Consider the following 26,094-nt stretch of genomic DNA (forward strand, 5'->3'; position numbering starts at 1 on the left):
CCAAAATAGCTTTTAGGAGAGCTGCAATGAACAAGCCGGTTCTAATGAACAGCGTCATGGGTATTCTTGCCGCGGTGATCGCCACACACGGAGTGTCTGCCGAGGCACCTGTCGCCGCCACGCCAGTCCTTGCGACACCCGAACAGCTCGCGGCGGAGAAGACGCTGCTCAAGCTGCTCGTCGACCCCGATGTACGAGCGGCGGAGGCCGGGATCGTGAAGGAGTTCCGTACCACCGCCGCGGCGCAGACGCCGGAAGGCAGCGCACGACTGGCTAGCGCTGTCGAACAATGGACGACCTCGCTGATCCTGCGCGAGATCGCCGCCGACCCGGTACACCCGGCGATCCTGTGGACGACGGACGATACGCCGCACCGGTGGTTCGGCTATTCGGTGCCCGGTATTGGCATTGCCGGCGACAATCCCGACCACATCTATCGCAGCTCCTTCGTCGACGGTGGCGGGCAATATGAAATCCGTGGCCAGATCGATCCTGCGCACCGTCCTGCGCAATTCAGTGTCGAGGTGACGCGCGGCCAACCCGGCAAATTGACGCTCGCCCGCCAGACCCGCGACCATCCCGACATGGGCAATCAGATTGCCATGCTCACCGACCAGAACATCAAGGTTGACGCCGATGGCACCTTCACCATCGCGGTGGGCGGCGCACCGAAGAACGCCAATTATGTGCCGCTTGCGGAAGGAAGTATCGCGCTCAACTTCCGGGACGTGCTGTCAGACTGGCGGCAGAAGCCCATCGCCCTCACCCTTCGCCGCCTCGACCCCGCCACCCCGGCGCCGCGCCCGGACTCCGAATTGCGCCAGAAAGTGATCGAGGATTTGCCCGGATATGTCCGCTTCTGGGCTGGATTCAAGGATACATGGCTCGGCGGTATCCAGCCCAACAAGCTCGTAGGCCCGGTACCGCGCGACGGCAATTGGGGGTTTCTGGCAGGCGGCCGTTACGATCTCGGGCCCGACGAGGTGATTGTTCTTACGACGACACATGGTGTTGCACGGTACACCGGCGTGCAGGTGACGGACCCGTGGATGATCGCCGCCGACGCGACCAAGTATCAGACCAGTATCAACACGTCGCAGGCGACGCCCAATGCCAACGGCAGCTTCACCTATGTCATAGGCCCGAAGGACCCTGGCGTGGCGAACTGGATCGACACGGCAGGGTTTCATCACGGCTACCTGCTCGCGCGCTGGCAAGGGTTCCCAGCCGGCGCATCGGGCGACGGCTTGCTCAAGGAGTATCGTGTGGCCAAGTTTGCCGACGTCGCGAACGGCCGGCTAGCAGGTGTCGCGAAAGCCGCCGCGAGCGAGCGGAGAAAACAGCTTTCGTTGCGCGCATCAGGCTATGCCAACCGAACCAGGTGACGAACCCTTTGGCGCGCGATTGCCTGGGCTGGCATGACTCGCGCGCCATCAGGTTTCAGGGCACCCATTTCAAACTCCGGGCTAGCCTTGCCCGTTCCGAGGAGATAGAGCGTATTTGACCAAACCGTCAAATTTGGCGCGGCTACTTTCGTGAAGGGAGAGATCTCATGGACGTCGAAAATCTTATCATCGTTAGCGTTGATGACCACGTCGTCGAGCCGCCGACCATGTTCGACCAGCATCTCTCCATTCAGCACAACGCGATCAAGCCGAGCGTCCAGAAGGATGCGAACGGAGCCGACTTCTGGCTGTTCGAGGGGCGCCGCGCTGGGAATATCGGACTCAACGCCGTCGTGGGCCGGATGCGTGAGGAATATGGGTGCGAGCCGGTTTCCTTTGAGCAGATGCGAAAAGGGTCGTGGGATCTCGACGCACGCATTGAGGATATGAACGCCAACGGGATATTGTCGTCGGTGAATTTTCCGAGCGTCGTCCGGTTCGATGGCGAGCTCTTCCACCATTTTACGGACAAGGCGGCGGCGCTGACGCTCTTGCGGGCGTACAACGACTGGCACATCGACGAATGGTGCGGACGGTATCCCGGTCGCAACATTCCGAACGCGATCGTGCCCTATTGGGATATCGACGAAACGGTCAAAGAGATCGCGCGCGTGGCCAAGAAAGGATGCCACGCGATATCGTTCAGCGACAACCCCGCACTGCGCGGCCAACCCTCGATCCATGATGATTATTGGGAGCCGCTCTGGAAGGCGTGTGCCGATCACCAGATCGTGATCAACCTGCACATCGGATCGGGCGCTGCGGCACCGCATGCCTCGATGGCCTCGCCGATCGATGCCTGGATCGTCACCATGCCGATCTCGATCGTCAACTCGGCCGCAGATTGGCTCTGGTTGAAGGCAATCCAGAAATACCCGCTGAAGATCGCCCTTTCCGAAGGCGGGATTGGCTGGATTCCCTATTTTCTGGAACGCTCCGACTTCACCTACGCACATCATCGCGCATGGACGCATTCGGATTTCGGCAAGAAGAAGCCGAGCGAGGTTTTCCGCGAGCATTTCATGACATGCTTTATCGACGACGCGTTCGGGCTGAAGAATCTCGACGCGATCGGCGAGGACAATGTCGCCTATGAATGCGATTATCCGCATTCGGATAGCGTCTGGCCGGAGTCGGCCGACCTACTGATGAAGACGCTCGGCGAGTTGCCTGATGCGCAGGTCGACAAGATCACGCATCTCAATGCGCTCAAGCTCTATCAGTTCGATGCCCTCGGGATGATGGGCGGTCGCGAGAACTGCACCACGGGCGCGCTGCGCAAGCTGGCGAGCCATATCAATACCGATCCGGTTTCGTTCGGCGGCCCTGCCCCGCTCGCCCCCGGCGAGACTGCGCGTGTCGTGACCTCCGGCGACATCACGAAGATGTTCGCTCAGGTTCGCGCCTATGACGATCAGTTGGGAGCCGAGGAGCTAGCTGCGGCGCAATAGGCCGCATGGTCCGGCTTCGGTTGCGGAAAGGCGGCTCGCACCGCTTTTCGGCAGCCCCTTGATGCCGTCGCCTTTGAGAGGCAGTGCGTAGGGACTTTCGAGGGTTTTCAAGGCGGCATGAGTATCGACGAGCCGGATCGGCACGAAGAAACCGACATCGTCCCACGGTGGGGGGCGCTGATTCTGCTGATGCTCGTCTATTGCGTGCATTCGATCGATCGCAACGCCTTCAATGTGCTGCTCCAGCCGATCAGTCGCGAATTCAAGCTGAGCGACGGTCAGACCGGTCTGCTGGCCGGCTTCGTATACACGATACCGTTTGCGCTTGCTGCGATCCCGCTTGCGACGCTCGCGGATCGGGTCAACCGCAAACACCTGTTGGCGATCCTCCTGACGACATGGAGCGTTGCCACCCTTCTAGCGCGTTGGGCCGGGAGCTTCGGTTCGTTGGCGGGTCTTCGCGCGTTGGTCGGCGCGGCGGAAGCAGGGTCGCCACCCACCTGCCTCTCGATGATATCCGATCATTTCCCACCCCGGCTCCGCCCGACCGCCGTATCTGTCTTCTACATCGGCGCGCCGATCGGCGTCCTGGTCGGCTCGGTGGTGGCGGGCAAGGTCAGCGGCGTGTGGGGTTGGCGCTGGGCGATGATGGCGATCGGTCTGCCGGGGATCCTGCTAGCCGTCATATTAATGCTGGCGCTTCGGAATCCGCCGCGCCGGACGGCACAAACGGACGTTCTGACCACCTCAGCCCCGGCTCGGCAGATTGTGGCCTGGTTTATGATCCCGGGAATCGCGTTGACTGTCCTCGCCATGGTCATCGCCAGTATGGTCGTGCTGGGTGTCGGATCATGGGCATCAGTGCTGCTCATTCGCGAGAGGAACGTGCCGATCGCCGCAGCCGGAGCAGCATTGGGATTGGTCTTGGGGGCAGGCGGCATCGCCGGGACGCTCCTGGGAGGCGTCGCGGCACGTTTCCGCGCCGACCGGGGCAATAGCGGGCTCCCGGTGATCGCCGGACTGGCCGCGCTGATCGGCGCGCCGTGTCTGGCAGTCGCGCTAGCGAGCCGTTCGGAAATCCTCACGCTTGTCGCGCTCGCACCCTATTCGGTTTTGCTTTCAGCATATTATGGACCGGCCTTCGGCTTCTGCCTCAATCTCGCGCCTTCCCCGGTTCGTGCCCGTGCGCTGTCCGTGGTTTTCATCCTCTGCAATGTCGTCGGGGGAGGCTTGGGGCCGTTAGCGATCGGATTGCTGAGCGACTGGCGACGGCTTTCGGGTGATCGATACCCGGTGTCTCATGCGCTAGGCCTGATGGTCGCACTGGCGATGCTGGCCGGCCTCCTGTTTCTTGGCGCCGGTTACAGCATGCGCCGGGCGGGCGAAGGCGCCAATGACGTTGGAGACGAATGACGCCAGATCGTTTTCGCTCGTCTAGCGGATCAAACGCGAAAGCTTGTCCTCGATCCGGTTCAACTGGTCCTCTGTGGTCGCAAGGGTATTGGCATTATCCAGGCGTGAGAAGACCGGCATGATGAAAAGGCGGACCTGCCGGCCGACCCACAAGGAGTCCGTCATGGATTCGCCCCCCAGCACGAGAATCTGTCGCAGCAGCCAGTGCAAAAGCTCATCCGTTGAGACGTCGTCCGTCCATTTTCGTTCACTGGCACGCGCTGCGAGCATGCGGCGAAGAACATTCCCGCCCAGCGACCGATTGACGCCGTCGAACAACGCAAGGCTTGGAGCCGACAGTCCTTGCTGAATAATGGCTTTGAGCCAAGGGTATTCATCCATCGTGTTGATCGTGAGATTGATGACGGCCTCCAGTCTCTCGAGCCAAGTTCCGCTTCCTGCGGCGAGAACGGCGCTGCGCTCCTGATGGGGTGTCGCCAACTGGGTAAGCATGGCGTGCAGGATTGCGTCTCTCGTGCCGATCTTGCGGTAGATGGTTGTGCGAGGCACGCCTGACAGGGTGACGATGTCGTCGATTGTCGTGCGATCGAAGCCGTTGCGTGAGACGCAAACCAACGCCGCATCCGTGACGCGCGTGACGATGTCATCTCCTGATGGGCAGGCGGGAATTTCCGGAATCTCGTTCATGGTTTCGACTCTGCGCAAATCGTTCGAACCGGCAATCGTAAATTTGGTACGAGAATCCGTTTGAATTCCAATTTCTGGAATAGTACGATAATTTCGTACCAAAGCGCAAAGGAATCCAATGCCTGCGATCGAAGTGACCACGCGCGATGGCGCCAAGACGCAGCTGAGAGGTGCGTCCGGACTGAGTGTCATGGAAATGATCCGCGATGCTGGTATCGACGAGCTTCTTGCGCTGTGCGGTGGATGCTGCAGCTGTGCGACCTGTCATGTTTTTGTCGATCCGGCCTGGTCTGAGCGCGTGGGCGGGCCCGGCATCGACGAGAGCGACCTGCTCGACAGTTCCAGTTCGCGTGGTCCGACGTCGCGGCTTTCCTGCCAGATAACGGTCGGCCCCGAGCTGGACGGCCTGCAGGTCACAATCGCGCCGGAAGATTGACGGTTCACGAGAATTTCGGAGAGAGATGATGGGAAATACCGCGACCAGTCCGCAATGGCCCGCGATGGGCCATATCCCCGATCACGTTCCGGCCGAACTGATAAAGCCCTTCAGCTTCGCCGGCGAACCGGAGATGAGCCGCTGCCCGTTCTCCGCGACATCGCGCCTACACGAAGGGCCCCGCATTTTCTGGAACCCCGCCAACCCCCAGTTCGGCGGTTCCTGGGTACCGACCCGCGCCGAGGACATACGCTATGTGCTCAATACGCCCAGCCTGTTCTCCAACAAGGGCGAGGCCGGCTTTTCGGGACTGGTCGGCGAGCAATGGGATTTGATCCCGTTGGAACTCGACCCGCCCGAGCATGGCAAGTTCCGGCAGCTGCTCAATCCACTTCTGGCGCCCCCTGCGGTTGCGAAACTGACTCCGGGTGTGACGGAACGCGCCGTCCGTCTCATTGAGGCGGTTCGTGCAAAGGGCGGGTGCGAATTCATGGATGCCTTTGGCCGGGCATTCCCGATCGGCGTTTTCATGCAGCTCATGGGCCTGCCCGAAGAGCATTACGATACTTTCGTCACCTGGGAGTTCGAACTGCTCCACTCCGGCGACATGGCGCGGCGCGTTGCGGCGGCAGTCGCCATTCGCGATTTCCTGAGAACGCTCGCTTCCGAACGCAGGGCAAATCCCACCGGGGATCTGACAAGCTTTGTCGTCCAGGCGCAAATCGACGGCAAGGACCTGAGCGACGACGAGGTAATGGGCATCCTCTATCTCCTGTTCGCGGGCGGCCTCGATACCGTTGCAGCATCGCTAGGATTCTTCTTCCGCCACCTCGCCGAAAACCCCGAGCAGCAGACGTTTCTTCGCGAGAACCCGGACAGAATCGATAAATCGATCGAGGAAATGCTCCGCCGATTTTCGGTCGTGACGGTCCATCGGATGTGCAAGGTCGATCTGGAAATGGCAGGCGTTCAGATGAGGGCCGGCGACTGGATCACGATCAACGATTCGCTCGGTAGTCTCGATCCAGCTGAGTTCGACGAGCCGATGGAGGTCGATCTCGATCGCAAGAACGTGAGACACCTCGCTTTCTCCTTTGGCCCACACTTCTGCATGGGGTCACACCTCGCACGCCGCGAACTGTCGATTGCGCTTCACGAATGGCTGGCACGCGTTCCGACCTGGCGAATTCGGCCCGGTTCTCCGGTGCAGGTGCATGGTGGCCTGTTCGGCGTCGAGCATCTCGAGCTCGAATGGGACGCCGCCTGACCACCTACGATATCGAGTGAGCTTGATTGTCGCCGGAGGCGCCTCAAGTGTTTAGATCTGTTTTCCCGTGTGCGCTGCGTCCACGCGTGCAATGCTAGGCCTGCTGAGTATGACCGAAAGCGCGGACTATATCATTATCGGAGCGGGTTCAGCGGGATGCGTTCTGGCGTCGGAGCTTTCTAGCAATCCCTCGAACTCGGTGCTCGTTGTCGAAAGCGGGCCGATGGATAGCAGTTTCCTGATCGATATGCCGCGCGGCATCGGGAAATTGCTCATGCCGGGAAATCCGCACGTCTGGTCCTATGATGTAAGCAAGGGCGGAAATCGCGGAACCGAGGTTTGGGTGAAGGGGCGCGCCATCGGCGGATCGAGCTCCGTCAACGGCATGATTTATGCTCGGGGCTTCGCTTCGGACTATGATCGCTGGGCCGAACTGGGGTGCACGGGATGGGCGTGGAGTAACATCCTGCCGCATTATATTGCGATGGAGGATCATGAACTGGGCGCCTCGGCCGAGCGCGGTGCCGGCGGCCCGCTTCGCCTGACGCGACATCCGCGTGATGCGATAGGCGCCGAGTTATGCGAAGCCGTCATCGATGCGGCCGCGGAGGCGGGTACGCCGCGCGTTGACGATACGAACGCCTCGCCGGAGGGTGGCATCGGCTATCAATCCCGCAATATCTGGCGCGGTAGGCGACAAAGTGCTGCCAAGGCTTTTCTGCATCCAGCGATGTCGCGTTCCAACCTCACGGTCTCGCCGGACACCGACGTGCTGCGCATTGTCTTCGAGGGAAACAAGGCGGTAGCGATCGATGTTCGCGACAAGGCTGGCGAACGCAGGATTGTCGCGAACCGGGAAATCATCGTCTCGGCCGGCGCAATTCAGACGCCGAAGCTGCTTCAGCTCTCCGGCATCGGCAACGCGAGTATTCTTCGGGGCCTGGGCATCGAAATCGTCCACGATCTGCCGCAGGTCGGTCAGAACCTTCGCGAGCATTTTTATCTCCAGACCAAATATCGTGTTACCGGCGGCAGCCTGAACCAGGAATTTTCTGGGATGAAACTGCTATGGAACGTGCTGCGCTACGCGGTCGCCCATTCAGGGCCGATGACTCACGCGGCACAGGAACTGATCGGCTATATCAAGACCGATCCGGCGCTCGCACGCCCCGATTGCCAGATCGGCGTCGGCCTTTACTCGATGGGCAAAGGTCCAAAAGGGTTGGAACTCGATTCCGAGCCGGGGTTCACGATCGGCGGCTATCCAATGCACCCGCGGTCGCAGGGCGAAGTCCAGATCGCGTCGTCGGATCCCGATGCCGCGCCGGTCATCATCGCAAACTACCTGGCCGACCCGAAGGATCGCGCGACAGCGGTCGCCATGGTCCGGTATATCCGCAAGATCATCGCTCAGCCGGCGATTGCTCCAATGATTATCGAAGAGCTCGCGCCCGGCACTGCGGTCGCGACCGATGACGCACTTCTAGACTATTATCTGGAAAATGGTGGGACCGCTTTCCATGTCGCGGGTACCTGCCGCATGGGTTCCGATGACGCGGCGGTGGTCGATCCGAGCGCGCGCGTTCGTGGCGTCTCCGGTCTCCGGGTCGTCGATACGTCGATCTTCCCAGAACTCCCGTCAGGCAACACAAATGCGCCTGCGATGGCCGCAGGTCGCCATGTCGGCAAGATGATGCTCGCGGGTGGATAACGGGCTCACGCCTCTTGTTTCTCGCCACCCGATGTAAAATCCAAAAAACAATTTGACCACCTAGTCTAAAATTACGAAAGGTGTGCCAGCCGTCCCACGCCGAGGACGTGCGTTGGAGAGTATTGAGATGCGCGGATTGCCGATCCGAAGCAGCGTCTTTTGAACATGCGGTTTCGCACCTTGACCGAAGGCTTGTCTTTTGCGGAAGGGCCTGTCGCGACGCAGGACGGCAAGCTGCTGTGCGTGGAAGTGCTGGCCGGTCGGCTCACGGCGATCTCACCAGACGGTGAAACGCGCTTGGTGGCACAGTTGGGCAAAGGCCCGAATGGAGCTGCTATCGGACTGGATGGCCGTTGCTACGTCGCCAATAACGGCGGGCTATCGCGTGCCGATCTCGCATGCCTTGCTGCGGGAAAGGACGGCGATCTCGCCACGCCTCCGGCAGGATGTGTGCAGGTCGTAGATCTGGAGACCGGCTCCTTCGACACCCTTTATGACCGCTGCAAGGATGTGCCGCTCATCGCGCCGAACGATCTCGTTTTCGATCGCGCCGGCGGTTTCTATTTCACGGATTATGGAAACCTGCGGCAAGCGACCCCGGCCCGTGGACGGATCTATTATGCCAATCCGGACGGAAGTTCGGTGCGGGACCTCGGCCACGACCTCGAACGGCCGAACGGCGTCGGCCTGAGCCCTGACGGCAAAATACTGTATGTGTCGGAGACGAGCACGGGAATGCTGTGGGGATTTCCCGTAGCGGCACCGGGGATTCTCGGCGATCGCGCTCTGATTTTTCAGGACGCATCGCTGGCGATGGATTCCCTTGCGGTGCAGGCCGACGGCCGCATCTGTGTCGCCTGTCCGCATAACGATCTCGTGGTGCGGGTTTCGCCGTCAGGTGAAGACGAGCGTTTTACGACACCGGCGCAGGGCCCGTCGAATATCTGTTTTGGCGGCGCGGACATGCGCACCGCGTACGTTACCTGCCTCCAGGCCGGCGTCGTCTTGATCGCAGAATGGGACACGCCGGGGCTGCGCCTCCCTCATCAGCTTGGGCAGATCTCGGCCGCGTTGCAGGAGCAAGAGGATGATTGAGCGATCGCGTCACAATGGCGGACTGGACCCGGAACTCGACCTGGCGCTCGTTGCCGGTCATCCCGATCCGGGAACCTTCGAGACCTATAACGTCTGGATGGTCGATGGCGCCCGCCGCCTCGGCGTGAACCTGCATCTCTATTATCTCCGAGACGGTGTCGCGCGGGAGCGTGCGAGCCTCTTTCTCCCCGATGGACGCACGTTCATCACCCATTCCGAAGGGCAGTACACCAAGGCCAGCGAACCGGGCGGTTCGAGCTTGCGCTATCGGTGCGTCGAGCCGTTCGAGCGCTGGGACTATCGGTGGTCGGGTTCAGCGATCGGCTTAAACGAAGCCGATGAACGCGCCGGCTTCGTCGGCAGCGGTCCAGAGGCAGCGGTCGAGGTCGCCATAGAGGCAGAAACCCTCACCGAACCCTGGATCATTCCGCTTTCGACAGGGCCGTTCAGCCTTCAGGGCCCAGCTGCGATCGGCGATGGGGCGATGCTGGGAAAGTATGAGCAGATCATCCGGGGCGTCGGTCAACTTCGCGTCGGTGACGAGACTTTTCCTTTCGACGGCGTGGGCCTTCGCGGTCACGTTCGCGGACCCCGCGACACCACAGGGATGGGCTCGCACGCATGGTTGACCGGTTCTTTTCCGAGCGGCCGCGGCTTTGGCCTGAAGGTCCTCTACACGCTCGAGGGCGAGGCATATTTCGACGAAGCTTATGTCGCCGATAACGGCGTTGTCACCCGCGCAGCGACACGAACGGTGCCGCGCTTGTCACGTGATCCAGACAACCGTCGCTACATCGTAGAACTCGAATATTCGGGCCAGACGGCCCGCATCGAAGGCGAGGATTTCCATAGTACATGGATCCCGCTTGGCGGTTGGGGAAGCGACCAGGGCGGCACGCGCAAATCGGGCGGCGGAACGGGAGCGTTCGCCTTGGGGCACGGCCTCGTCAAGGACGCCGCGAAAATCATGAGCCAGTCGTGTGCGCGCTTCGTCTGGGATGGCGAAGAAGGCTTCGGCATGTGTGAGCTTTCAGGTTGAGCAGCGCGCAAACATCATTTCAGGAGAGGGACGAAATGGCATTGAGTGTGGAGGATGTACTGCAGCGCGCCGAGGCCGCGACGGGACTGACAAATTGGGGTACGGACCAAGCGTTCCGAGTCGGTCTAGCCGAGCTTCTGGGCGCGGCGGCAACCGCCAATCTTCCAGCGATGGGCAGCGCGGCACTCGAACGGCAGATCGTCGACTTGCTCAGCATCAGACTCCGCTTTGTCGAAGACGAGCGGCTCCATCCAGAAATTGTCGCGCAGACAATCGATCGACCGTTGATCCTGACGGGATTGCCGCGCACCGGCACGACGATCCTGCACGATCTTTGCGCGCTTGATCCGGCGGGGCGCGCGCCGCTCGAATGGGAGTCCTCCCGCCCCTGGCCCGCGCCGGAAGCCGCGACCTACACCACCGATCCGCGCATCGCGGAGTGTCAAGCCGAAATCGACGCGCGCCTCGAGGCCATGCCAATTCTGCGGTCGATGCACCCTTGGGGAGCGACGCTGCCGGCGGATTGCCTGAGCTTTCTCTCGCTCAGCTTCGTCTGCACGCGCTTCGTCGCAAGCTTCTATGTTCCGGAATATTCGCACTGGCTTTCGGTAACGAAACCGGAGGGGGTTTATCGCACCCACAAACGCGCTCTGCAGCAACTTCAATGGCGCGGTCCCCAGGGAAGGTGGATCCTGAAGGAACCGCAGCATCTGCTCGACATGGAGCAGCTTGTCGGCGTCTATCCAGATTCCTGTATCGTGCAGACGCACCGCGATCCCGTGCGGACGATCGTCTCCGTAGCGAGCCTGATCTGGACGATCCAGTCCATGCTTCGCCCGGACATCGACAAGAAGGAGACCGGCCGGCTCGCGCTGGAATTGTTTGGCGCGCATCTCGAGCGCGGGACGATCGCGCGGCAGGATAAGGCGATCGACAACCGCGTCATCGACATCGCCTATCGAGACACGGTGCTTAACCCGGTCGGTACGGTGGAACGCATTTACGACCATTTCAATTTGCCGTTTTCGTCGGAACATGCGGACCGGATCAAACACCACATCGCCGAAAATCCGCAAGGCAAGCATGGCGCTCACAAATATACGCCCGAAGAATTTGGCCTCGATCCGGCGACACTGAAAGGGTTGATGCCCGAATACCGTCACCGCTTCGCGGACTTGCTCGAAGAGCCGGCACGGTAGCAGAAATGCCGGCGTTCGATCGTCACAGCACCGCTGTCGAAGTCGGCTCGACTATCGAATCGGAGGGCGCTTGGGCGCTGATCACCGGCGCGTCATCGGGCATCGGGATCGAAACCGCCCGGGGCCTCGCGGCGGCGGGTTGCAATCTGGTCCTGGGCGTTCGCAACCCCGCTGCGAGCGAGGGGCTCGCCGCGGGATTGCGTGCCGAGTTCGGCTGCGATGTTCGGGTTGGCGCTCTCGATCTTGCGGAGGTCGCTTCGGTCGTGGCGTTTGCCCGAAATGTTGCGGGCTATATCGACACACTCGCAATTCTTGTCGCCAACGCCGGCGTCTCGAAGACGCCGGAATGGCATCTGGCGAACGGCCTGGATGTTCGGTTCGCCACCAATCATCTCGGGCATTTCCTTCTGTCACGATTGCTCCAGGAGCAATTGGTCGACGCCTGCGGACGTTTGGTCGTGCTGAGTTCGGCAGCCCATAAAGGGCGTCCGCTCCGGCCCGACGATTTGCAGTGGCAGCGTCGCGAGCGCAACGACCTCGCAGCCTATGGCGAGTCAAAGACCGCCAATCTCCTGTTTTGCCGGGAATGGACGCGCCGGATCGGATCGCGCGTGACCGCCAATGCAGTGTTGCCCGGGTCTGCTCGCACCGGGCTGCAACGGTATCACGGCGACGCGCTGATCAAGGCGATCGGGTTCGTGGATGCCGATGGCAACCCGAACCCGGTCATGAAGACGGTCGAGCAAGCCGCGGCCACATCGGTGTGGGCCGCTCTTGCCCCCGAACTCGCAGGCCGGAGTGGCCAAATTCTGGAAGACTGCGCTTCCGCATTGCCGGTCGACGAGAACACGCACGCTTGGTCTGGCTACGACCCTGCGGTGCTGAACGATGATCTCGCTGCGGTCCTTTGGGAGACTTCAGAAGCGTTACTCGATGGGTTCGGTATTCGGCCTTGAGGATTGGCGGCACCGCGGGCGGTGCCGGTGCGCTATAGCGGGCGCCCTACCCCGGTTTCGATGCTGCTCCGGCGCAGCGAACGCTCGAGCATGTTGACAGCTGTCTCGTCGCCGAGCCGATACCGCACCGCCGACTGAAAGATCGGAATCTGCTCACCCGCGGTTGCGGCAGGTATCATCATGCCTGGGACGCTCAGCAACGTCTCGCCCTCGATCTCGACCACGTCACCGTCGAAGCGCCTTAGCCGAATGGCGAACCCTTCCCCGTTGGGCCGGTAGTGCCGCAACCACGGGGCATCGACAATTTCCGCTCTGGCAAGCGCGCCGTCGACCACCGTGAAGGCTTCTCCCCACAGGATGCCGCCGTCGACAGTAGGAAAGATCTGGAGACCGAATGCGGCGCCGCTCGGAAAAACGGCTGCGGACCAAACGTGACCGAGCATCCGCATGGCGCCCGGTCCCGCAGCCAAATTGCGGGTTCCGTAGCGATGGGTGCGGTTGCCAAAGCCCGACACTGCGACCGTGACGCCATCGACTTCGAGCGTTCCGGTATGTTTGAACAACTGCTCGTACCGCTCGCCGCCGATAAACGCCTTGACCGGTCCCAGGCCCTCTGGAGTGAGGGCGCCTTGCATCCAGGCCGGTGCGACCATCTGGGTATCGATGCTGAACCGGACCGGGATGCGGGGCGGATCGAGCGGAGCGCCGGTGAGATAGCTGCGGCCGATTGTCACGTCCTGCATGACACCGGCGTAATCGCAATTCCACCGGCGGAATGGCTCGATGCAACGAAACCGCATAGTGGCGCTAGCGGGTGTCGAAGCCGTCGTACCAGGCCCCGCTTCGCGCGACTGCAGAATTCTTCCGTCGGGAAATGCCACTGACAACTTGCCCAGCCGCAGGCTGAAATCACCGAGATCGTCCGTGGTGTTGAGATGCCCGTTTATTTGCAGGCCGCTGAGCTCGTCGTGAATCCAGAAAGCGTGATTTTCGCCGTAAGCTGAAGACTCGATCGGCGGCTCGATGAGCGCTCTCTCGAGTTCGCGGTCGATACCGGAACTCAGATCATGCGTGCGGGCCATGGCGATCCTCCAACGATAAGGCGCGGTGCTCCAACGGCAACTCTCAGGCGGCGTCCGCTTGAGCGAGCAGACCGATGATCTGACCGGCAATGGGTTTGGAACAAATCAGCAGATCAGGCAGATAGGGATTCTCATTGTTATAGGACAACGCGGATCCATCGATCCGCGACACATGCAAACCGGCGGCGAGCGCGACAGCGGCGGGTGCGCAATTGTCCCACTCGAACTGCCCGCCCGAGTGCAGATAAATGTCCGCTTCGCCACGAACCACCGCCATCGCCTTCGCGCCCGCCGATCCCATGGGCACGAGCTCGGCATCCAGTGCGTTGGCGATCGCAATGGCTTCCGACGCCGGGCGGGTGCGGCTGACCAGCATGCGGAGTCTGTCGGGGCTAGGCGGAACCAGCACCGGTGAACCCGAACACAGTGTCAGGTTGAGGCCCGGAAGCGCCACGGCACCGATCGTCGGATGTCCGTCGATCGCCAGTGCGATATGCACCGCCCAGTCGGTTCGGCCCTCGCCATATTCGCGAGTGCCATCGAGCGGATCCACGATCCAGACGCGGCTCTGCGCACACCGCGCCAAGTCATTCGCTTCCTCCTCGGACAGCACCGCATCGTCCGGCCGCTGCGTCGCGAGCGCTTCCATGATGAAGGCGTTCGCGACCCGGTCCCCCGCTTTACCCAGCGCCTTGCCGTCGAACAGGCCGGATTTTTGCAATTCGAGCAAAATCCGTCCGGCGGTTTCGGCAATCTGGCGGGCAAGGTCCGTGTCAAGCTCAGGGCTCATTTGAGCAACTCCTCGACGATCAGATCGGCAGCCTGCTCAGGCGTGAGCGAGGTCGTGTCGATGCGAATCTCCGGCGCTTCCGGGGCTTCATAGGGGCTGTCGATACCGGTAAAGTTCGCGAGGGCACCGGCGCGCGCTTTCTTGTACAGGCCCTTCACGTCGCGGGCTTCCGCTTCGGCCAAGGGTGTATCGATATGCACCTCGATGAATTCGCCGGACTTCATCATTTCGCGTACCATCTGACGCTCGGCGCGAAACGGCGAGATGAAGGCGGTGATTACGATCAGGCCGGCGTCGGTCATCAGCTTCGCGACCTCCCCGACCCGCCGGATATTCTCGATCCGATCTGCGTCGGTGAACCCGAGATCGCGATTGAGACCGTGCCGCACATTGTCGCCATCCAGCAGGAATGTGTGACGGTTCATGCGGACAAGCTTCTTCTCGACGAGGTTGGCGATCGTCGATTTACCGGCGCCGGACAGCCCGGTGAACCACAGGACGGCAGGCTTCTGGTTCTTCAACTCGGCGTGCTTGTCCCTCGTGACATCGAGTGCCTGCCAGTGCACGTTCTGCGCACGCCGCAACGAGAAGTGCAGCATGCCGGCCGCAACTGTCGCATTCGTGATCTTATCGATGAGGATAAAGCCGCCGAGCGTGCGATTGTCGCCATAGGCCTCGAAAATGACGGGCCGCTCGGTCTGCAGGTTCGCAACGCCAATGGCGTTAAGGTCGAGCGTCTTGGCGGCAAGATGCTCCATCGTGTTCACATTCACCTGGTACTTCGGTGCCTGAATGGTGGCGGTCACCGTCTGCGTCGCAAGCTTGAGCCAATAAGGCCGCCCGGGCAGCATCGCTTCGTCGGCCATCCAGACAATCGTCGCTTCGAACTGGTCTGCGACTTCGGGCGGGTTTTCCGCGATGCTGATGACGTCGCCCCGCGAGCAATCGACCTCGTCCGCTAGCGTCAACGTCACCGATTGCCCGGCAACGGCAAATTCGAGATCGCCGCCTTGCGTCACGATACGACGGACCGTCGAGGTCTTGCCGGAGGGCAGGATACGCACCGGGTCGCCCGGCCGGATCGTGCCGGCCGAGATCAGGCCCGAAAAACCTCGAAAATCGAGATTTGGACGATTTACCCACTGGACCGGCATCCGAAACGGCATGGCGCGGGCGGCCGTCACATCGAGCTCGACGTTTTCAAGATGCTGGATCAGCGTGGGTCCGGTGTACCACCGAGTATTGTCAGACGGGCTGGTGATGTTGTCGCCTATAAAACCGGAGATCGGCATGGGCGTGAAGGCGCCAATACCGATCGATGCGGCAAAGCTCCGATAGTCCTCGACAATCGCATCATAGCGACTCTGATCATAATCGATCAGATCCATCTTGTTCACGGCCAGCACGATGTTGCGGATGCCGATGAGGTGCGCCAGATAACTGTGCCGCCGGGTCTGGGTCAGAAGGCCTTTGCGGGCATCGACGAGAATCACGGCAAGATCAGCCGTCGACGCTCCTGTCACCATGTTACGCGTATATTGTTCGTGGCCCGGCGTATCGGCGACGATGAACTTGCGCTTTTCGGTCGCGAAGAAACGATAGGCAACGTCGATCGTGATACCCTGCTCACGCTCGGCAGCAAGACCATCGACGAGGAGTGCGAAATCGATGTTCTGGCCCTGCGTGCCGACCCGTTTGGAATCGCTTTCCAGCGCTGCCAGCTGATCCTCGAAGATCATCTTGCTGTCGTACAGAAGCCGTCCGATCAGCGTCGACTTCCCGTCATCGACCGAGCCGCAGGTGATGAAGCGTAGCAGCGACTTGTGCTGGTGCTGGAGCAAATAGGCGTCGATGTCCTCGGCGATAAGGTCCTGGACTTGATAGGAAGAGTTTTCCACCGCGGTTGCCATTTCAGAAATACCCTTCCTGCTTTTTTTTCTCCATCGACGCGTCGCCCGCGTCGCGATCGATCGCGCGACCTTGTCGTTCGGATGTCGTGGTCAGCAGCATCTCTTGGATCACTGCCGGCAGCGTCGCGGCTTCGCTCTCGACCGCGCCCGTCAGCGGATAGCAACCAAGCGTCCTGAAGCGGATCGAGCGCGTGACCGGTGCCTCTCCAGGTTTCAGCGGGAACCGGTCGTCATCGACCATGATGATCATGCCGTCGCGTTCAACCGTCGGCCGGGGTGCAGAGAAATAGAGCGGGACGATCGGGATGTCTTCGAGATGAATGTATTGCCAGATGTCCAGTTCGGTCCAGTTCGAGATGGGGAATATGCGGATGCTCTCGCCCTTGTTCTTGCGCGCATTGTAGAGATTCCACAGCTCAGGCCGCTGACTCTTGGGATCCCAGCGGTGGCTTGCGGACCGGAAGGAAAAAACACGTTCTTTTGCGCGACTCTTTTCCTCGTCGCGGCGCGCGCCGCCAAAAGCCGCGTCGAAGCCGTATTTGTCGAGCGCCTGCTTCAGCCCCTCGGTCTTCCACATGTCGGTATGCAGCGCGCCGTGATCGAACGGGTTGATCCCCCGCTCTTTCGCCTCAGGGTTCTGGTAGACGAGCAGTTCCATGCCGCTCTCAGCCGCCATTTTGTCGCGCAGATCGTACATCGCCTTGAACTTCCAAGTCGTATCGACATGGAGGAGCGGAAACGGTGGCGGCGAGGGATAGAACGCCTTGCGCGCCAAATGCAGCATTACGGCACTGTCTTTGCCAACTGAGTAGAGCATGACCGGCCGCTCGCACTCGGCGACCACTTCGCGCAGGATGTGGATGCTTTCCGCCTCGAGTCGCTGAAGGTGCGTAAGGGAACCGCTTTCCGGTTTAAGCTCCGCGTTACCCGTCACACTCATTCATCGCTCTCCTCTCACGTCCGCGGACATCGGCTCACGGCCGCCCGCTTAGCGTTCCGATAGCGATATTTGACTATTTAGTCTAGTACTCGGCTATACGATTTCGTGTGACCTCGCTGTTACCGCTCGACGTTAGTCGGTTTCGTCGGCGACCCAGTTGATCATCGTGGAGGTCCGCATCTTCGCGGTCCACCAGGGCGGCATTCGCTTGGGCATGGGCACCGGCAGCATCTCCGCGCCATGGGCATCCAGGCACTCTTGCCAAAGCTTCGGATCACCCTGGAAGGAAGCGCCCTCGCCTGCGACGAACCCGTAAAGCGTACAGCCTTCCGGTCCTGCGACCCACGGCCCGAACGTGTCGCCATATTCGAGCATGATATGCGTGCCTTCGCGACACACGATATCGCCACAGCGTATCTCGCCCTGAAGGATTAGATTGATGTGATCGCCGTGATGACCGTGGTTCGCGGTCATCGCGCCGGGATCCCATTTGTTGTAAAATGCGATGTAGCGCGGCGACAGTTCGATCCACTTTTCCCAAATCGACGCGATGGTTCCGTCACGCAAGCGAAAGCGCAGCATCTCTTCCCACGGAACGTCGTCGAGGTGCTTGATTTTTGGTCCACCCTGCACGTCTCTCTCCTCTGCTTGTCTGCTTACTTGCTTGCTTTCAGGACGATCTCGGGATGCCGCAGCGCGAGCGTTCTGCGAACACCATCGCGCCAGGAGATTTTGCACTGTCCGGCCAGCGCACGACGTGCTGTCGGATCGGGATAGCAGCTCGGAAAATTGAACTCTGCCCTGCGCACGAGCTTGGGAGTCTTGCCGATCAGTTCCGCAGCAAACTCGAACATTTCCTGCCAATCTACTGGTTCGTCGCCGCCCCAGTTGACGATCCGGGCCGGTACCGATGCGGCAGCAAGGCATGGTTCGATCAAATCCACGATATCGGCCTCGTGTATCGGACCGATAACCAACGGACCCGAAGCGGGGAGGAGAATTTCGCCCGTATTCACGAGGTGATCGAGGAAGCGGTCGATCAACCCGGGATCCGTACCGCCGCCGCCATATTGGACATTCTGCCGGCAGATGATTGTGGGAAGATCGAGGATCTGCGCAGCCGCCCGCACCGCGCCCTCGCCGGCAAGCTTCGTGGCCGAATACAGCCCGCCATAGGCGCCGCCGAGATCGGCAGTTTCCGGATAGACGAAATAGGGGTCGGAATGCTGCGCGTAGACGCCCGTCGCCGACACGTGGAGGAAGGCTTTGGCGTTGCGGCAACGGCTCATCAGGCGCGCGGCGCCATCCGAATTGTCCTGCATGCCTGCTTCCGCGCTGTGAGGCCGGATGTCGGCGGCGACGTGCACGACATAGTCCAGTTCCGGGGGTATGTTTTCGAGCGAATCTCGCGAGAAATCGCCCCTGAGCGGGATGACGCCGGTGCGTTCGACCTCTTCCATGGATCCGGCGCGCCCATAACGCGCCAATCCCCAAACAACGTTGGTCGGCGCAAGGGCCGCAGCAATCGCACCGCCGATTCGGCCTGTAACGCCGGTCAGAAGAATCCGCTGATCCTGAAGCACGTCCCAGGTCCCCTCGCATAGTTTGAGGGACAGCATCGGAATTATGAACCAACTAGTCAATAAAGCGTCGGATTTGCCTTTGCCTTACGCGCCGGCGCGCTTGCTTCCAGCGATCTCACCGATTTTCTGCGCAACCGCCGATCCCGGTGGGTCGCCAATCCCGACCAGCGCGAAAATCGATTCAGGAAAGGTGTCGAAGCCACTGAGAGAGTTGCTTAGGCGACTCTCGATCATCACACCGTGGATGAGCCGATCGACCATAGATGCGAGCCAGCGGCAATAATCATGCGTCTCGCGGGCGCCGAGAATTGCGATGAGCGCGTTCTCCACCAGCGCTAGATGGGCGGCATGTCCGGCTCGAACGGTCTGCAGAACCTGCTCTGGCACATTGATGTCGAGGACCATATTGAACGTGCCCGGGACAAAGCCGTATTTGGCTTTCAACCGGCGCTGCGCGATGCCGAACCATTCGAGATGCTCGTGGAATTGGTCGATAATCGGCGCCCCGTTGTCGTAAATGCGTTCGATCTCGGCCCGGTCCACGTCGCGCACCCGGATCAGTGCCGCCAGCAGCAGTTCCGCTTTCGACGCGAAGGCGTGGTAGAAGCTTCCTTTCTGTACCGCGGCAGCCGCACAGATCGCATCGACTGACACCGCATGATATCCGTCCCGCCAGATCAGTGCGGTTGCGGCATCCAGAATCCGGTCTCGCGTCGAAAGTTTCTTCGTCATCCCGTCATCTTTCGGGATTGGGGTAGCCGTTGTCTAGGGACCGCGGGCTGAAGGGCGAGCGAGTCGGCAGACGCGGTCCCTCATCGAAGCCGATTCGTCCCCGAGCGATGCCGGCAACCGATCCTCCGCCTTGACCGATCAGTAAAATCATTCCAGTCTTTTTGCGTTACTGCCAAGAAGCGGACGATGATCGGAGAGCGCATGTCCACGTTTGACATAACGGGCGGATACGATCCGATTTTCGACTACCCCATCGGTGCGCGTCCCGAAAACCCGGCGATGCGAGACAGCGTATCGATGTGGATATCGGACGATCTTGGCCGTTTCGGGCTTCCAAGGTTTGTGATCGAAGCCGTCGGAGGCGAATGGGATTATCGCGGAATTGAGGCGAATATCGCCTTTCCCGACGGGCGCGTGCTGATTGGCGCCGGCGGCTTTGCGCCGAGTGAACCGAAGATTGTCGGTGGCCGCGCCGTGACGCTGGATGCCGGACCGCTTGCCTTCGAAGTGATCGAGCCGCTGCGCCGCTGGCAGATGCGTTTCGACGGCACCGCTTACGAGACGACCATCGATCGCCAGGTGGCGGGTGACATCGGCGGACCGACCCGGCACGTCCGCATCACCATCGACACGCAAAGCGCCTGTCCCCCCTGGACGCCTGGAGAACAGACGACCGACAACGCCACCGCGCTGGCGGTCGGCGCCGTCGGCGGGCATCGTCATGAGCAACTGTTTCGCTGCTCGGGTCGCCTTGCAATCGAAGGGGATGCGGCAATCGACTTTAACGGAAGCGGCCTGCGCATCCGACGCACGGGGGTCAGGGACATCGGTGCATTCCCGGGTCATTGTTGGCAGTCGGCGCTGTTTCCCAGCGGCAAGGCCTTCGGCATTCTCGCATTCCCGCCGCGCGCGGACGGGACCGCGGCCTACAGCGACGCATTCCTGTTTGATGGCGAAACCAAGACATATGGCAAGGTGGTCGAAGCGCCCTGGATGACGAGCTTCGCACCGCATGGCGGGGCCGTCGATATCGTCATCGAAACCGACGCGGGACGCGTGCATATCGGCGGCAGGACCCACGACTCGACCTACATCGCCAAGGATAGGCCGATGTTCGGCGATTGGGCTCCCGGCGGGATGCTCAGCGGCGTAGGCCTCCCGTTTCACCAGGGCGGCGCTCTTTACACCTGGGACGGCGAGCAAGCCTATGGGATGATCGAACGGTCCCTCCCCGTCGAGAAAATGACGGGCACGCAATGACGCGACTGCACAACATGACGTCGTAGGACCTGCAGCAGTCCGGACAGGACCTCGAGCCCACCGCGAGTTGCGCGGGCTTCACGCCCGTTCCGCAGATTGCGCGTCAATCCGCACTGACCGTGCCGCATCAATGCCAACCAGGAGAATATCATGCGCGTCTTTGTGATTGGAGCGACGGGCTTTATCGGATCTCATGTCGCCAAGCATCTTGCGACATGCGGTCACGAAGTCGTCGGTTTTGCTCGTAACGAGGCGGGCGCTGCAAAAGTGCGGGCTGCCGGTCATGACGTCTTCGTCGGGGATGTCGATGACGCTGACGGCCTGGTCCACGCGGCCAGTCAGACCGACGCCACGATTTTCGCTGCTCAGCTCTCGCTCGAAGAGGAACATCGGACCGTCGGACTCTTGCTGGAGAGCTACCGCGATACGAACAAGACCTTCATCATGACCTCGGGCACCGGCGTGATCGGTCAGCGAACCCGCGGCGCCTGGAGCGAAGACAGCTTTGCCGAAGATGATCCCATCGATCCGCCACGATCGATCGCGATGCGCGTCGCGAGCGAAAATCTGGTTCGCGCGTCCGTTTCATCTGGCATGCGCGGGATTGTCGTGCGTCCGCCCATGGTATGGGGCGATGGACAAGGGCCGCACATCGAACTGATCGTCGAGTCGGTGCGCAAGACGGGCGCCGCCTGCTACATCGGGGCCGGCCTCAACATGTACTCGAACGTCAACGTTGACGATCTGTCTGATCTCTATGGTCTTTTGCTCGAAAATGGCAGCGCGGGGGCGCTTTATCACGCCGTTGGCGGCGAGCTAAACAATCGTTGCCTGGCTGAATTCGTGGCACGCAGACTGGGGTGCCAGACCCGCAGCATCACGATGGATGAAGCAACAGAGCTTTGGGGCAAGTTTGCGACCGTGATCGTAATGGGCGCTTCGAGCCGATCGCGCAGCCCGCGCGCGCGCGCCGAGCTCGGCTGGCAGCCGACACGTCCAGATATCATCGAATATATCCTGTCCGATCCGACCGGCGGCTGCGGAGCCTGATTTTTCTCGATCCTCAACAAAGGAGACTGCGATGAGTCGCCCTCAACTGCTCCCACCCGGCGTCGTGCCGACCAAATCCACCGATCTCTACAGCGACGTGTCCGACCCCTTTTCATGGGGCCTCCGACCCGAGCAGGATCATATTCTGACCGGGCCGTTGCCGGAGGACCCGAGCGCCATTGAGACCCTCAACGTGTGGTTTTTCGATTCCGCCCGCAATATCGCCTTCAACATCCATCCGATCCTGCAAAGCGGGTCGATGTTCGCGATGGTCACGGTGTTTCTGCCCGACGGGCGGATACTCCGGCAACGCGCCGATGAAGCCGCGCTTTCGGACAATCCGCAGATAGCGCGTAGCAAGCATGTCGAGCTCATCTGCGATGTGCCTTTCCGCAAGTGGACATATGCTATCGAGGATTTGCCGGTCTGGGCTACGGACAAGGAGGCGCTGGTGGCTGGTGTCATCACCGACGAAACCGCAACGACAACGGTTACGCTGGTTGCGCAGGCGACGATGGTCGCGCCCATCTACATGCAGGGTGGCCTGCTGCCCGAAGCCGCAGAGGCTGTGGCAGGCGAAGCGGGGCTTTGGCTTGCGGCGCGCCTTCCCGCCGGCATGAGTTCGGAATCGTATCGCTTCGACCAAATGTTCCACGCAATGGGCCATTTGCGCTTTGAGGGAAAGTCCTACGACTTCGACGGATACGGGCTGCGCGGACACGTGCGCGGCGTTCGCAAGCTCGGCGGCATGGCGGGTCATACCTGGCTCGCCGGCGTCTTTCCCAGCGGAACAGCTTTTGGAATACAAACCTTTCCGCGACCCGACGGAGGTTTCTTTTTCAGCGAAGGCTACGTCTACAAAGACGGCATCATGTACCCCAACCGTGTGCTCGACGCGCCGCGCATGAGCTATGACCCCGATCAAGGCGACTATGCGATCGAACTCGCCTGCGACCAGCTCGGTCTGACCCGCATCGTTGGCCGTGACAAGCGACTGTTCTGGTGGTCGATGCCGGCTTGGGGAACGACGCACGCCCCCCGCTGGGGCATCGATCCCGAAGCGACCATGGTCATGCGCCAGGCGGTCACCGAATATACCTTGGATGGCGAAACCGGCTACGGCATGAACGAGCGCTCGGGACCGCGCTGACAACAGAAACGCCGGCTAGAACTAAGCGGTGAAGGCGCGTCCGGCGTGCGGTCTGCCTCGCCGGATTTGTGTGATAACGTTAATCCGGCTTCCTCGCGCAGTCGCGAGATCTCGGATGCGAGCTCCGTCGGACCGTTGACCGAGACGCGGTGATGCGGCGTGGCGGTCAGCCACGGCCACACGTTTCCCGACCCACTAAAAAAAGGCGAGCACACCGCTTCCGGTATGCTCGCCTCACGATCAGCGCACCTGGGAGGAAAAGCAGGACGCCAAAAGGGTTGAAGTCTAAGTCTATTTCGCGCCGAAATTGTAGCTCACGGTGACGCCATACGTTGCGGGATCGTTGCGTTGCACGCTGACGACGCTCAACGGCGCCCCGAACAGCAGCGCGTTTTCGTTGACCCGGCGGTTCAAAATATTTCGACCAAAGATCGCCAGTTCCAGACGATCGTCCATCAGCGAGATAGCGGCCCGGGCGTTGAGCGTTCCACCGGCCGGAAGTGTACTCGCGGCCTTTGTCGCGACGGCGTCGGTGGCAGTGAGCACGGAACCGTCCGTCGCATCATGATAGACCCCTGCGCCGTCGACATAATAGTTGAACGGCGCGATCGCCGTTGTCCCCTGCCACGCGTAATTCGCATTGAGCGTCGCCTTTCCGAAGCTCAGCTCTTTTTCGTAGGTGCCGGCAACGCTGAATGTCCATTCCGGCACTTGCTCAAAACGCTCTCGCGAGCGGTCAAAACCGGTGCCAGGGTCGACGTAGCTGACGTATTTGGGTTTCACATGGGCGCCGTTTGCCGACAGCGTGAAGCCGTCGAACAGAATCGCCGTCAGCTCCGCCTCGCCGCCGTAGAACCGCGCCTTGCCCGCGTTGCCGACGATTGTCGCAGTACCTGTCGCGCTGGTCACGATCGTGTTGCGCTGGATATCGCTCACGTCGCTGAGAAATGCCGCGACGTTGAGCCGCAAACGCCGATCGAAAAATTCGGTCTTGAAGCCGATTTCGTGCTCGCGCGCCGTTTCCGGCCGGAACGGAAGAAAGTTGCTCAAACCCCCTGCAGCGCGCAGATTCTCGCCGCCGGAACGGAAGCCCTTGCTCGTCTTGGCATAGACCAGAATGTCGGGGGTAATCTGGAAATTGAGCCCTGCGGTGTAGGAGACGCCGTCAAAACTGTCGCGCCGCTGGGCACGGCACGTGACCGGGTCTGCGCCGGTGATCGAACAGGCGACCAGTGTATTGCTGGCATCCGCCGTGCGGGTTTGATTGGTGAGAACAATTCCCTTGTCCTCGACCGAATAGCGCAAACCGCCGGTGAAGGAGAGCTTGTCGGTAAAGTGCGCCGTCCCTTGCGCATAGAGGCCCATGCTGTCGGTCGCCACGTCGCCAATGAACAGCGCGGCGGTTTGAACCGCGGAGAGACGCGGGAGAAAGATTGCACGAGACTGATCTATGCCGCTTTCGTTGAAGTAAAATACGCCACTCGTGAAATCCAGGAAATCATGGAATGCCTTTCCCGTGATCTGAAATTCGCCGGAATATTGCTTCAGATCCTGCGCTCCGACGGAAGTCACGATATTGTAGGGCGCGCCTTCCAGGTCATTGGTCGTGCTGGCTTTCACGCCCCGGTACCCGCCGATAAACTTCAATGCTCCGAAAAACGTATCCAGCGTTATCGTCGCGCTTGCGGTATTGGTGGTTGCGAAGGCGGGCATCAATGAGTTGAGCCTGACATTGTCCGTGCCGGCTACCGATGCGATGTAGTTCTGAAACAGGGCGTAGCCGCCTGGCACGGCCACGGCTGGGGCGGCGGGGCCGTTCGCTTCGAAATAGGCCTCCAAATTGGCGGCTGAACTGGGGCTGATGTATGCCGTTTGGAATGGCCGCGCCTGGAAATCGGTGTGGAAATGTTCGCCGCTGAGCAGCACGCTCAACGTGTCGGTCACCTGGCCGAGAATCTTGATCCGCGCCGTCCAGCTGTTGCGATTGGCCATGTCGGTGCCGGTGTTGAGTTCGTGATAAAACCCGTCCCGCTTGGTTGCGGTAATCGCACCGCGAATGGCCAGCCGATCCGTAATGAGCGGGAAATTGAGGATGCCGGTGACCGAGCGTTCGTTGAACCGGCCATACGTCGCCGATACTTTTCCGCTGATGTTGTCGAGATCGGGGTTGTTGGTTTCCATCAGGATCGCGCCGCCCGTCGTGTTACGCCCGAAGAGCGTGCCCTGTGGCCCACGCAGAATCTGCGCGCTGCGAACATCCAGCAGATCAGCCGTCAAGCCGTAGGCGCGTCCCCAGTACAAACCGTCGACATAGGTTCCGACTGATGGGTCAAGAGTCGCGAGCACGTCGCTTTGATACTGGCCGCGAATTTGCAAGTTGACCGCAACTGGGGTCGAGCTTGCAATCTTGAGTGTGAAGCCCGGGGTGAGGCGAGCGAGGTCGGGGATTCGGACGGCATTCTGCTGCACAAGATTCGCGCCCGAATAGGCGGTGACGGCGACCGGAACTGCTTGAAGATTTTCGGAGATTTTACGTGCAGTTACAACGATATCCTGCAGGCCAGCCGAGCTGCTCGGCTCAACGGTTTTGTCGGGCGGTGTCGGAACGGTAGACGGTGCGCTTTGGGCATTGGCGGCTGTAGCCCAAAGGGCGACGCCGAGTGCGATGAGTGACGAACGGCCAGCGGCAAACTTCATAAATCAACCTCCCCTTTTATGGCCCGCTTTGTGCTGGCTCTGGCGAAGGCATCCGATATTTGGACCGTTCGGTCAAGGCAATTGACCGAGCGGTCAATAATCTATTATCGTCGCGGGACTATCATCAGTGCGTCGCTCACTCAGTGCCCGGTGACGTCGAATTCGAAAACAAAATGACAGTGACGCGAGAGGATGGACGAA

At 60.9% G+C, this 26,094-nt stretch carries 22 protein-coding genes; 13 read left to right on the forward strand and 9 right to left on the reverse strand.

Going from position 1 to position 26,094, the window contains the following annotated elements; translation table 11 throughout:
- The first annotated feature begins 26 nt into the window (after positions 1 to 26).
- From Q5H94_RS14795 to Q5H94_RS14805, 3 genes are all read left to right on the forward strand, one after another.
- Positions 27 to 1,385, forward strand: coding sequence for a DUF1214 domain-containing protein (locus Q5H94_RS14795; RefSeq protein WP_304562057.1), 1,359 nt, complete (start codon positions 27 to 29; stop codon positions 1,383 to 1,385).
- 167 nt (positions 1,386 to 1,552) lie between these two features.
- On the forward strand, positions 1,553 to 2,896 hold the full coding sequence (locus Q5H94_RS14800) for an amidohydrolase family protein (protein ID WP_304562058.1): 1,344 nt from the start codon (positions 1,553 to 1,555) through the stop codon (positions 2,894 to 2,896).
- 117 nt (positions 2,897 to 3,013) lie between these two features.
- Positions 3,014 to 4,309 (forward strand): spinster family MFS transporter, encoded by a 1,296-nt coding sequence (locus Q5H94_RS14805; protein ID WP_304562059.1) that lies wholly within the window; start codon positions 3,014 to 3,016, stop codon positions 4,307 to 4,309.
- Positions 4,310 to 4,330: 21 nt separating this feature from the next.
- Here the strand turns inward: Q5H94_RS14805 and Q5H94_RS14810 are convergent, their stop codons facing one another.
- Positions 4,331 to 4,996, reverse strand: coding sequence for a TetR/AcrR family transcriptional regulator (locus Q5H94_RS14810; protein ID WP_304562060.1), 666 nt, complete (start codon positions 4,994 to 4,996; stop codon positions 4,331 to 4,333).
- Between the two features lie 118 nt (positions 4,997 to 5,114).
- Here Q5H94_RS14810 and Q5H94_RS14815 point away from each other — a divergent pair, with 118 nt between their 5' ends.
- The 7 genes from Q5H94_RS14815 to Q5H94_RS14845 all read left to right on the forward strand — a co-directional run bounded on the left by Q5H94_RS14815 (position 5,115) and on the right by Q5H94_RS14845 (position 12,699).
- Positions 5,115 to 5,432: a 2Fe-2S iron-sulfur cluster-binding protein gene (locus Q5H94_RS14815; RefSeq protein ID WP_304562061.1), complete on the forward strand. Its 318-nt coding sequence runs from the start codon at positions 5,115 to 5,117 to the stop codon at positions 5,430 to 5,432.
- Between the two features lie 28 nt (positions 5,433 to 5,460).
- Positions 5,461 to 6,699 carry a cytochrome P450 gene (locus Q5H94_RS14820; protein ID WP_304562063.1) on the forward strand — a complete coding sequence of 413 codons (1,239 nt, stop codon included), beginning with the start codon at positions 5,461 to 5,463 and terminating at the stop codon, positions 6,697 to 6,699.
- 109 nt (positions 6,700 to 6,808) lie between these two features.
- Positions 6,809 to 8,410 (forward strand): GMC family oxidoreductase, encoded by a 1,602-nt coding sequence (locus tag Q5H94_RS14825; protein WP_304562064.1) that lies wholly within the window; start codon positions 6,809 to 6,811, stop codon positions 8,408 to 8,410.
- 165 nt (positions 8,411 to 8,575) lie between these two features.
- Entirely contained in the window at positions 8,576 to 9,505 is a 930-nt protein-coding gene (locus tag Q5H94_RS14830; protein ID WP_304562065.1) for an SMP-30/gluconolactonase/LRE family protein, read from the forward strand.
- Positions 9,498 to 10,544 (forward strand): hypothetical protein, encoded by a 1,047-nt coding sequence (locus Q5H94_RS14835; protein ID WP_304562066.1) that lies wholly within the window; start codon positions 9,498 to 9,500, stop codon positions 10,542 to 10,544. Before Q5H94_RS14830 ends, Q5H94_RS14835 begins: the two co-directional genes overlap by 8 nt.
- 35 nt (positions 10,545 to 10,579) lie before the next feature.
- The gene (locus Q5H94_RS14840; RefSeq protein ID WP_304562067.1) at positions 10,580 to 11,743 is read left to right on the forward strand and encodes a sulfotransferase family protein; all 1,164 of its coding nucleotides are present in this window, start codon (positions 10,580 to 10,582) and stop codon (positions 11,741 to 11,743) included.
- 5 nt (positions 11,744 to 11,748) lie between these two features.
- Entirely contained in the window at positions 11,749 to 12,699 is a 951-nt protein-coding gene (locus Q5H94_RS14845) for an SDR family NAD(P)-dependent oxidoreductase (protein WP_304562068.1), read from the forward strand.
- Between the two features lie 32 nt (positions 12,700 to 12,731).
- Here the strand turns inward: Q5H94_RS14845 and Q5H94_RS14850 are convergent, their stop codons facing one another.
- From Q5H94_RS14850 to Q5H94_RS14880, 7 genes are all read right to left on the reverse strand, one after another.
- Entirely contained in the window at positions 12,732 to 13,781 is a 1,050-nt protein-coding gene (locus Q5H94_RS14850; RefSeq protein WP_304562069.1) for a hypothetical protein, read from the reverse strand.
- A 43-nt stretch (positions 13,782 to 13,824) separates the two neighbouring features.
- Positions 13,825 to 14,571, reverse strand: a complete 747-nt coding sequence (locus Q5H94_RS14855) for a 3'(2'),5'-bisphosphate nucleotidase CysQ (protein WP_304562070.1) — start codon at positions 14,569 to 14,571, stop codon at positions 13,825 to 13,827.
- A complete protein-coding gene (gene cysN / locus Q5H94_RS14860) occupies positions 14,568 to 16,481 on the reverse strand; it encodes a sulfate adenylyltransferase subunit CysN (RefSeq protein WP_304562071.1) in 1,914 nt (637 codons plus the stop codon). The genes Q5H94_RS14855 and cysN overlap by 4 nt, the downstream gene beginning before the upstream one ends.
- A 1-nt stretch (position 16,482) precedes the next feature.
- Positions 16,483 to 17,421: a sulfate adenylyltransferase subunit CysD gene (cysD, locus tag Q5H94_RS14865; RefSeq protein WP_304562072.1), complete on the reverse strand. Its 939-nt coding sequence runs from the start codon at positions 17,419 to 17,421 to the stop codon at positions 16,483 to 16,485.
- Between the two features lie 132 nt (positions 17,422 to 17,553).
- Positions 17,554 to 18,054, reverse strand: a complete 501-nt coding sequence (locus Q5H94_RS14870; RefSeq protein ID WP_304562073.1) for a hypothetical protein — start codon at positions 18,052 to 18,054, stop codon at positions 17,554 to 17,556.
- Between the two features lie 23 nt (positions 18,055 to 18,077).
- A complete protein-coding gene (locus Q5H94_RS14875) occupies positions 18,078 to 19,004 on the reverse strand; it encodes an NAD-dependent epimerase/dehydratase family protein (RefSeq protein WP_304562074.1) in 927 nt (308 codons plus the stop codon).
- Between the two features lie 84 nt (positions 19,005 to 19,088).
- Positions 19,089 to 19,736: a TetR/AcrR family transcriptional regulator gene (locus tag Q5H94_RS14880; RefSeq protein WP_304562075.1), complete on the reverse strand. Its 648-nt coding sequence runs from the start codon at positions 19,734 to 19,736 to the stop codon at positions 19,089 to 19,091.
- A 201-nt stretch (positions 19,737 to 19,937) separates the two neighbouring features.
- Between Q5H94_RS14880 and Q5H94_RS14885 the strand changes: the two genes are divergently transcribed.
- From Q5H94_RS14885 to Q5H94_RS14895, 3 genes are all read left to right on the forward strand, one after another.
- The gene (locus Q5H94_RS14885) at positions 19,938 to 20,996 is read left to right on the forward strand and encodes a hypothetical protein (RefSeq protein WP_304562076.1); all 1,059 of its coding nucleotides are present in this window, start codon (positions 19,938 to 19,940) and stop codon (positions 20,994 to 20,996) included.
- Positions 20,997 to 21,146: 150 nt separating this feature from the next.
- Positions 21,147 to 22,046: an NAD-dependent epimerase/dehydratase family protein gene (locus tag Q5H94_RS14890; protein WP_304562077.1), complete on the forward strand. Its 900-nt coding sequence runs from the start codon at positions 21,147 to 21,149 to the stop codon at positions 22,044 to 22,046.
- Positions 22,047 to 22,077: 31 nt separating this feature from the next.
- On the forward strand, positions 22,078 to 23,196 hold the full coding sequence (locus Q5H94_RS14895) for a hypothetical protein (RefSeq protein WP_304562078.1): 1,119 nt from the start codon (positions 22,078 to 22,080) through the stop codon (positions 23,194 to 23,196).
- Between the two features lie 291 nt (positions 23,197 to 23,487).
- Here the strand turns inward: Q5H94_RS14895 and Q5H94_RS14900 are convergent, their stop codons facing one another.
- Positions 23,488 to 25,893 (reverse strand): TonB-dependent receptor, encoded by a 2,406-nt coding sequence (locus tag Q5H94_RS14900; protein WP_304562079.1) that lies wholly within the window; start codon positions 25,891 to 25,893, stop codon positions 23,488 to 23,490.
- Positions 25,894 to 26,094 lie beyond the last annotated feature (201 nt).

The sequence above is a fragment of the Sphingomonas immobilis genome (assembly GCF_030580995.1).
Classification (GTDB): domain Bacteria; phylum Pseudomonadota; class Alphaproteobacteria; order Sphingomonadales; family Sphingomonadaceae; genus Sphingomonas; species Sphingomonas immobilis.

Coding starts and splice junctions, on each gene's coding strand:
- Q5H94_RS14895 (WP_304562078.1), top strand. CDS start 22,078: ATGAGTCGCCCTCAACTGCTCCCACCCGGCGTCGTGCCGACCAAATCC.
- Q5H94_RS14890 (WP_304562077.1), top strand. CDS start 21,147: ATGCGCGTCTTTGTGATTGGAGCGACGGGCTTTATCGGATCTCATGTC.
- Q5H94_RS14830 (WP_304562065.1), top strand. CDS start 8,576: ATGCGGTTTCGCACCTTGACCGAAGGCTTGTCTTTTGCGGAAGGGCCT.
- Q5H94_RS14900 (WP_304562079.1), bottom strand. CDS start 25,893: ATGAAGTTTGCCGCTGGCCGTTCGTCACTCATCGCACTCGGCGTCGCC.
- Q5H94_RS14800 (WP_304562058.1), top strand. CDS start 1,553: ATGGACGTCGAAAATCTTATCATCGTTAGCGTTGATGACCACGTCGTC.
- cysD (WP_304562072.1), bottom strand. CDS start 17,421: ATGAGTGTGACGGGTAACGCGGAGCTTAAACCGGAAAGCGGTTCCCTT.
- Q5H94_RS14835 (WP_304562066.1), top strand. CDS start 9,498: ATGATTGAGCGATCGCGTCACAATGGCGGACTGGACCCGGAACTCGAC.
- Q5H94_RS14805 (WP_304562059.1), top strand. CDS start 3,014: ATGAGTATCGACGAGCCGGATCGGCACGAAGAAACCGACATCGTCCCA.
- Q5H94_RS14845 (WP_304562068.1), top strand. CDS start 11,749: ATGCCGGCGTTCGATCGTCACAGCACCGCTGTCGAAGTCGGCTCGACT.
- Q5H94_RS14840 (WP_304562067.1), top strand. CDS start 10,580: ATGGCATTGAGTGTGGAGGATGTACTGCAGCGCGCCGAGGCCGCGACG.
- Q5H94_RS14885 (WP_304562076.1), top strand. CDS start 19,938: ATGTCCACGTTTGACATAACGGGCGGATACGATCCGATTTTCGACTAC.
- Q5H94_RS14880 (WP_304562075.1), bottom strand. CDS start 19,736: ATGACGAAGAAACTTTCGACGCGAGACCGGATTCTGGATGCCGCAACC.
- Q5H94_RS14795 (WP_304562057.1), top strand. CDS start 27: ATGAACAAGCCGGTTCTAATGAACAGCGTCATGGGTATTCTTGCCGCG.
- Q5H94_RS14850 (WP_304562069.1), bottom strand. CDS start 13,781: ATGGCCCGCACGCATGATCTGAGTTCCGGTATCGACCGCGAACTCGAG.
- Q5H94_RS14825 (WP_304562064.1), top strand. CDS start 6,809: ATGACCGAAAGCGCGGACTATATCATTATCGGAGCGGGTTCAGCGGGA.
- Q5H94_RS14820 (WP_304562063.1), top strand. CDS start 5,461: ATGGGAAATACCGCGACCAGTCCGCAATGGCCCGCGATGGGCCATATC.
- cysN (WP_304562071.1), bottom strand. CDS start 16,481: ATGGCAACCGCGGTGGAAAACTCTTCCTATCAAGTCCAGGACCTTATC.
- Q5H94_RS14855 (WP_304562070.1), bottom strand. CDS start 14,571: ATGAGCCCTGAGCTTGACACGGACCTTGCCCGCCAGATTGCCGAAACC.
- Q5H94_RS14815 (WP_304562061.1), top strand. CDS start 5,115: ATGCCTGCGATCGAAGTGACCACGCGCGATGGCGCCAAGACGCAGCTG.
- Q5H94_RS14810 (WP_304562060.1), bottom strand. CDS start 4,996: ATGAACGAGATTCCGGAAATTCCCGCCTGCCCATCAGGAGATGACATC.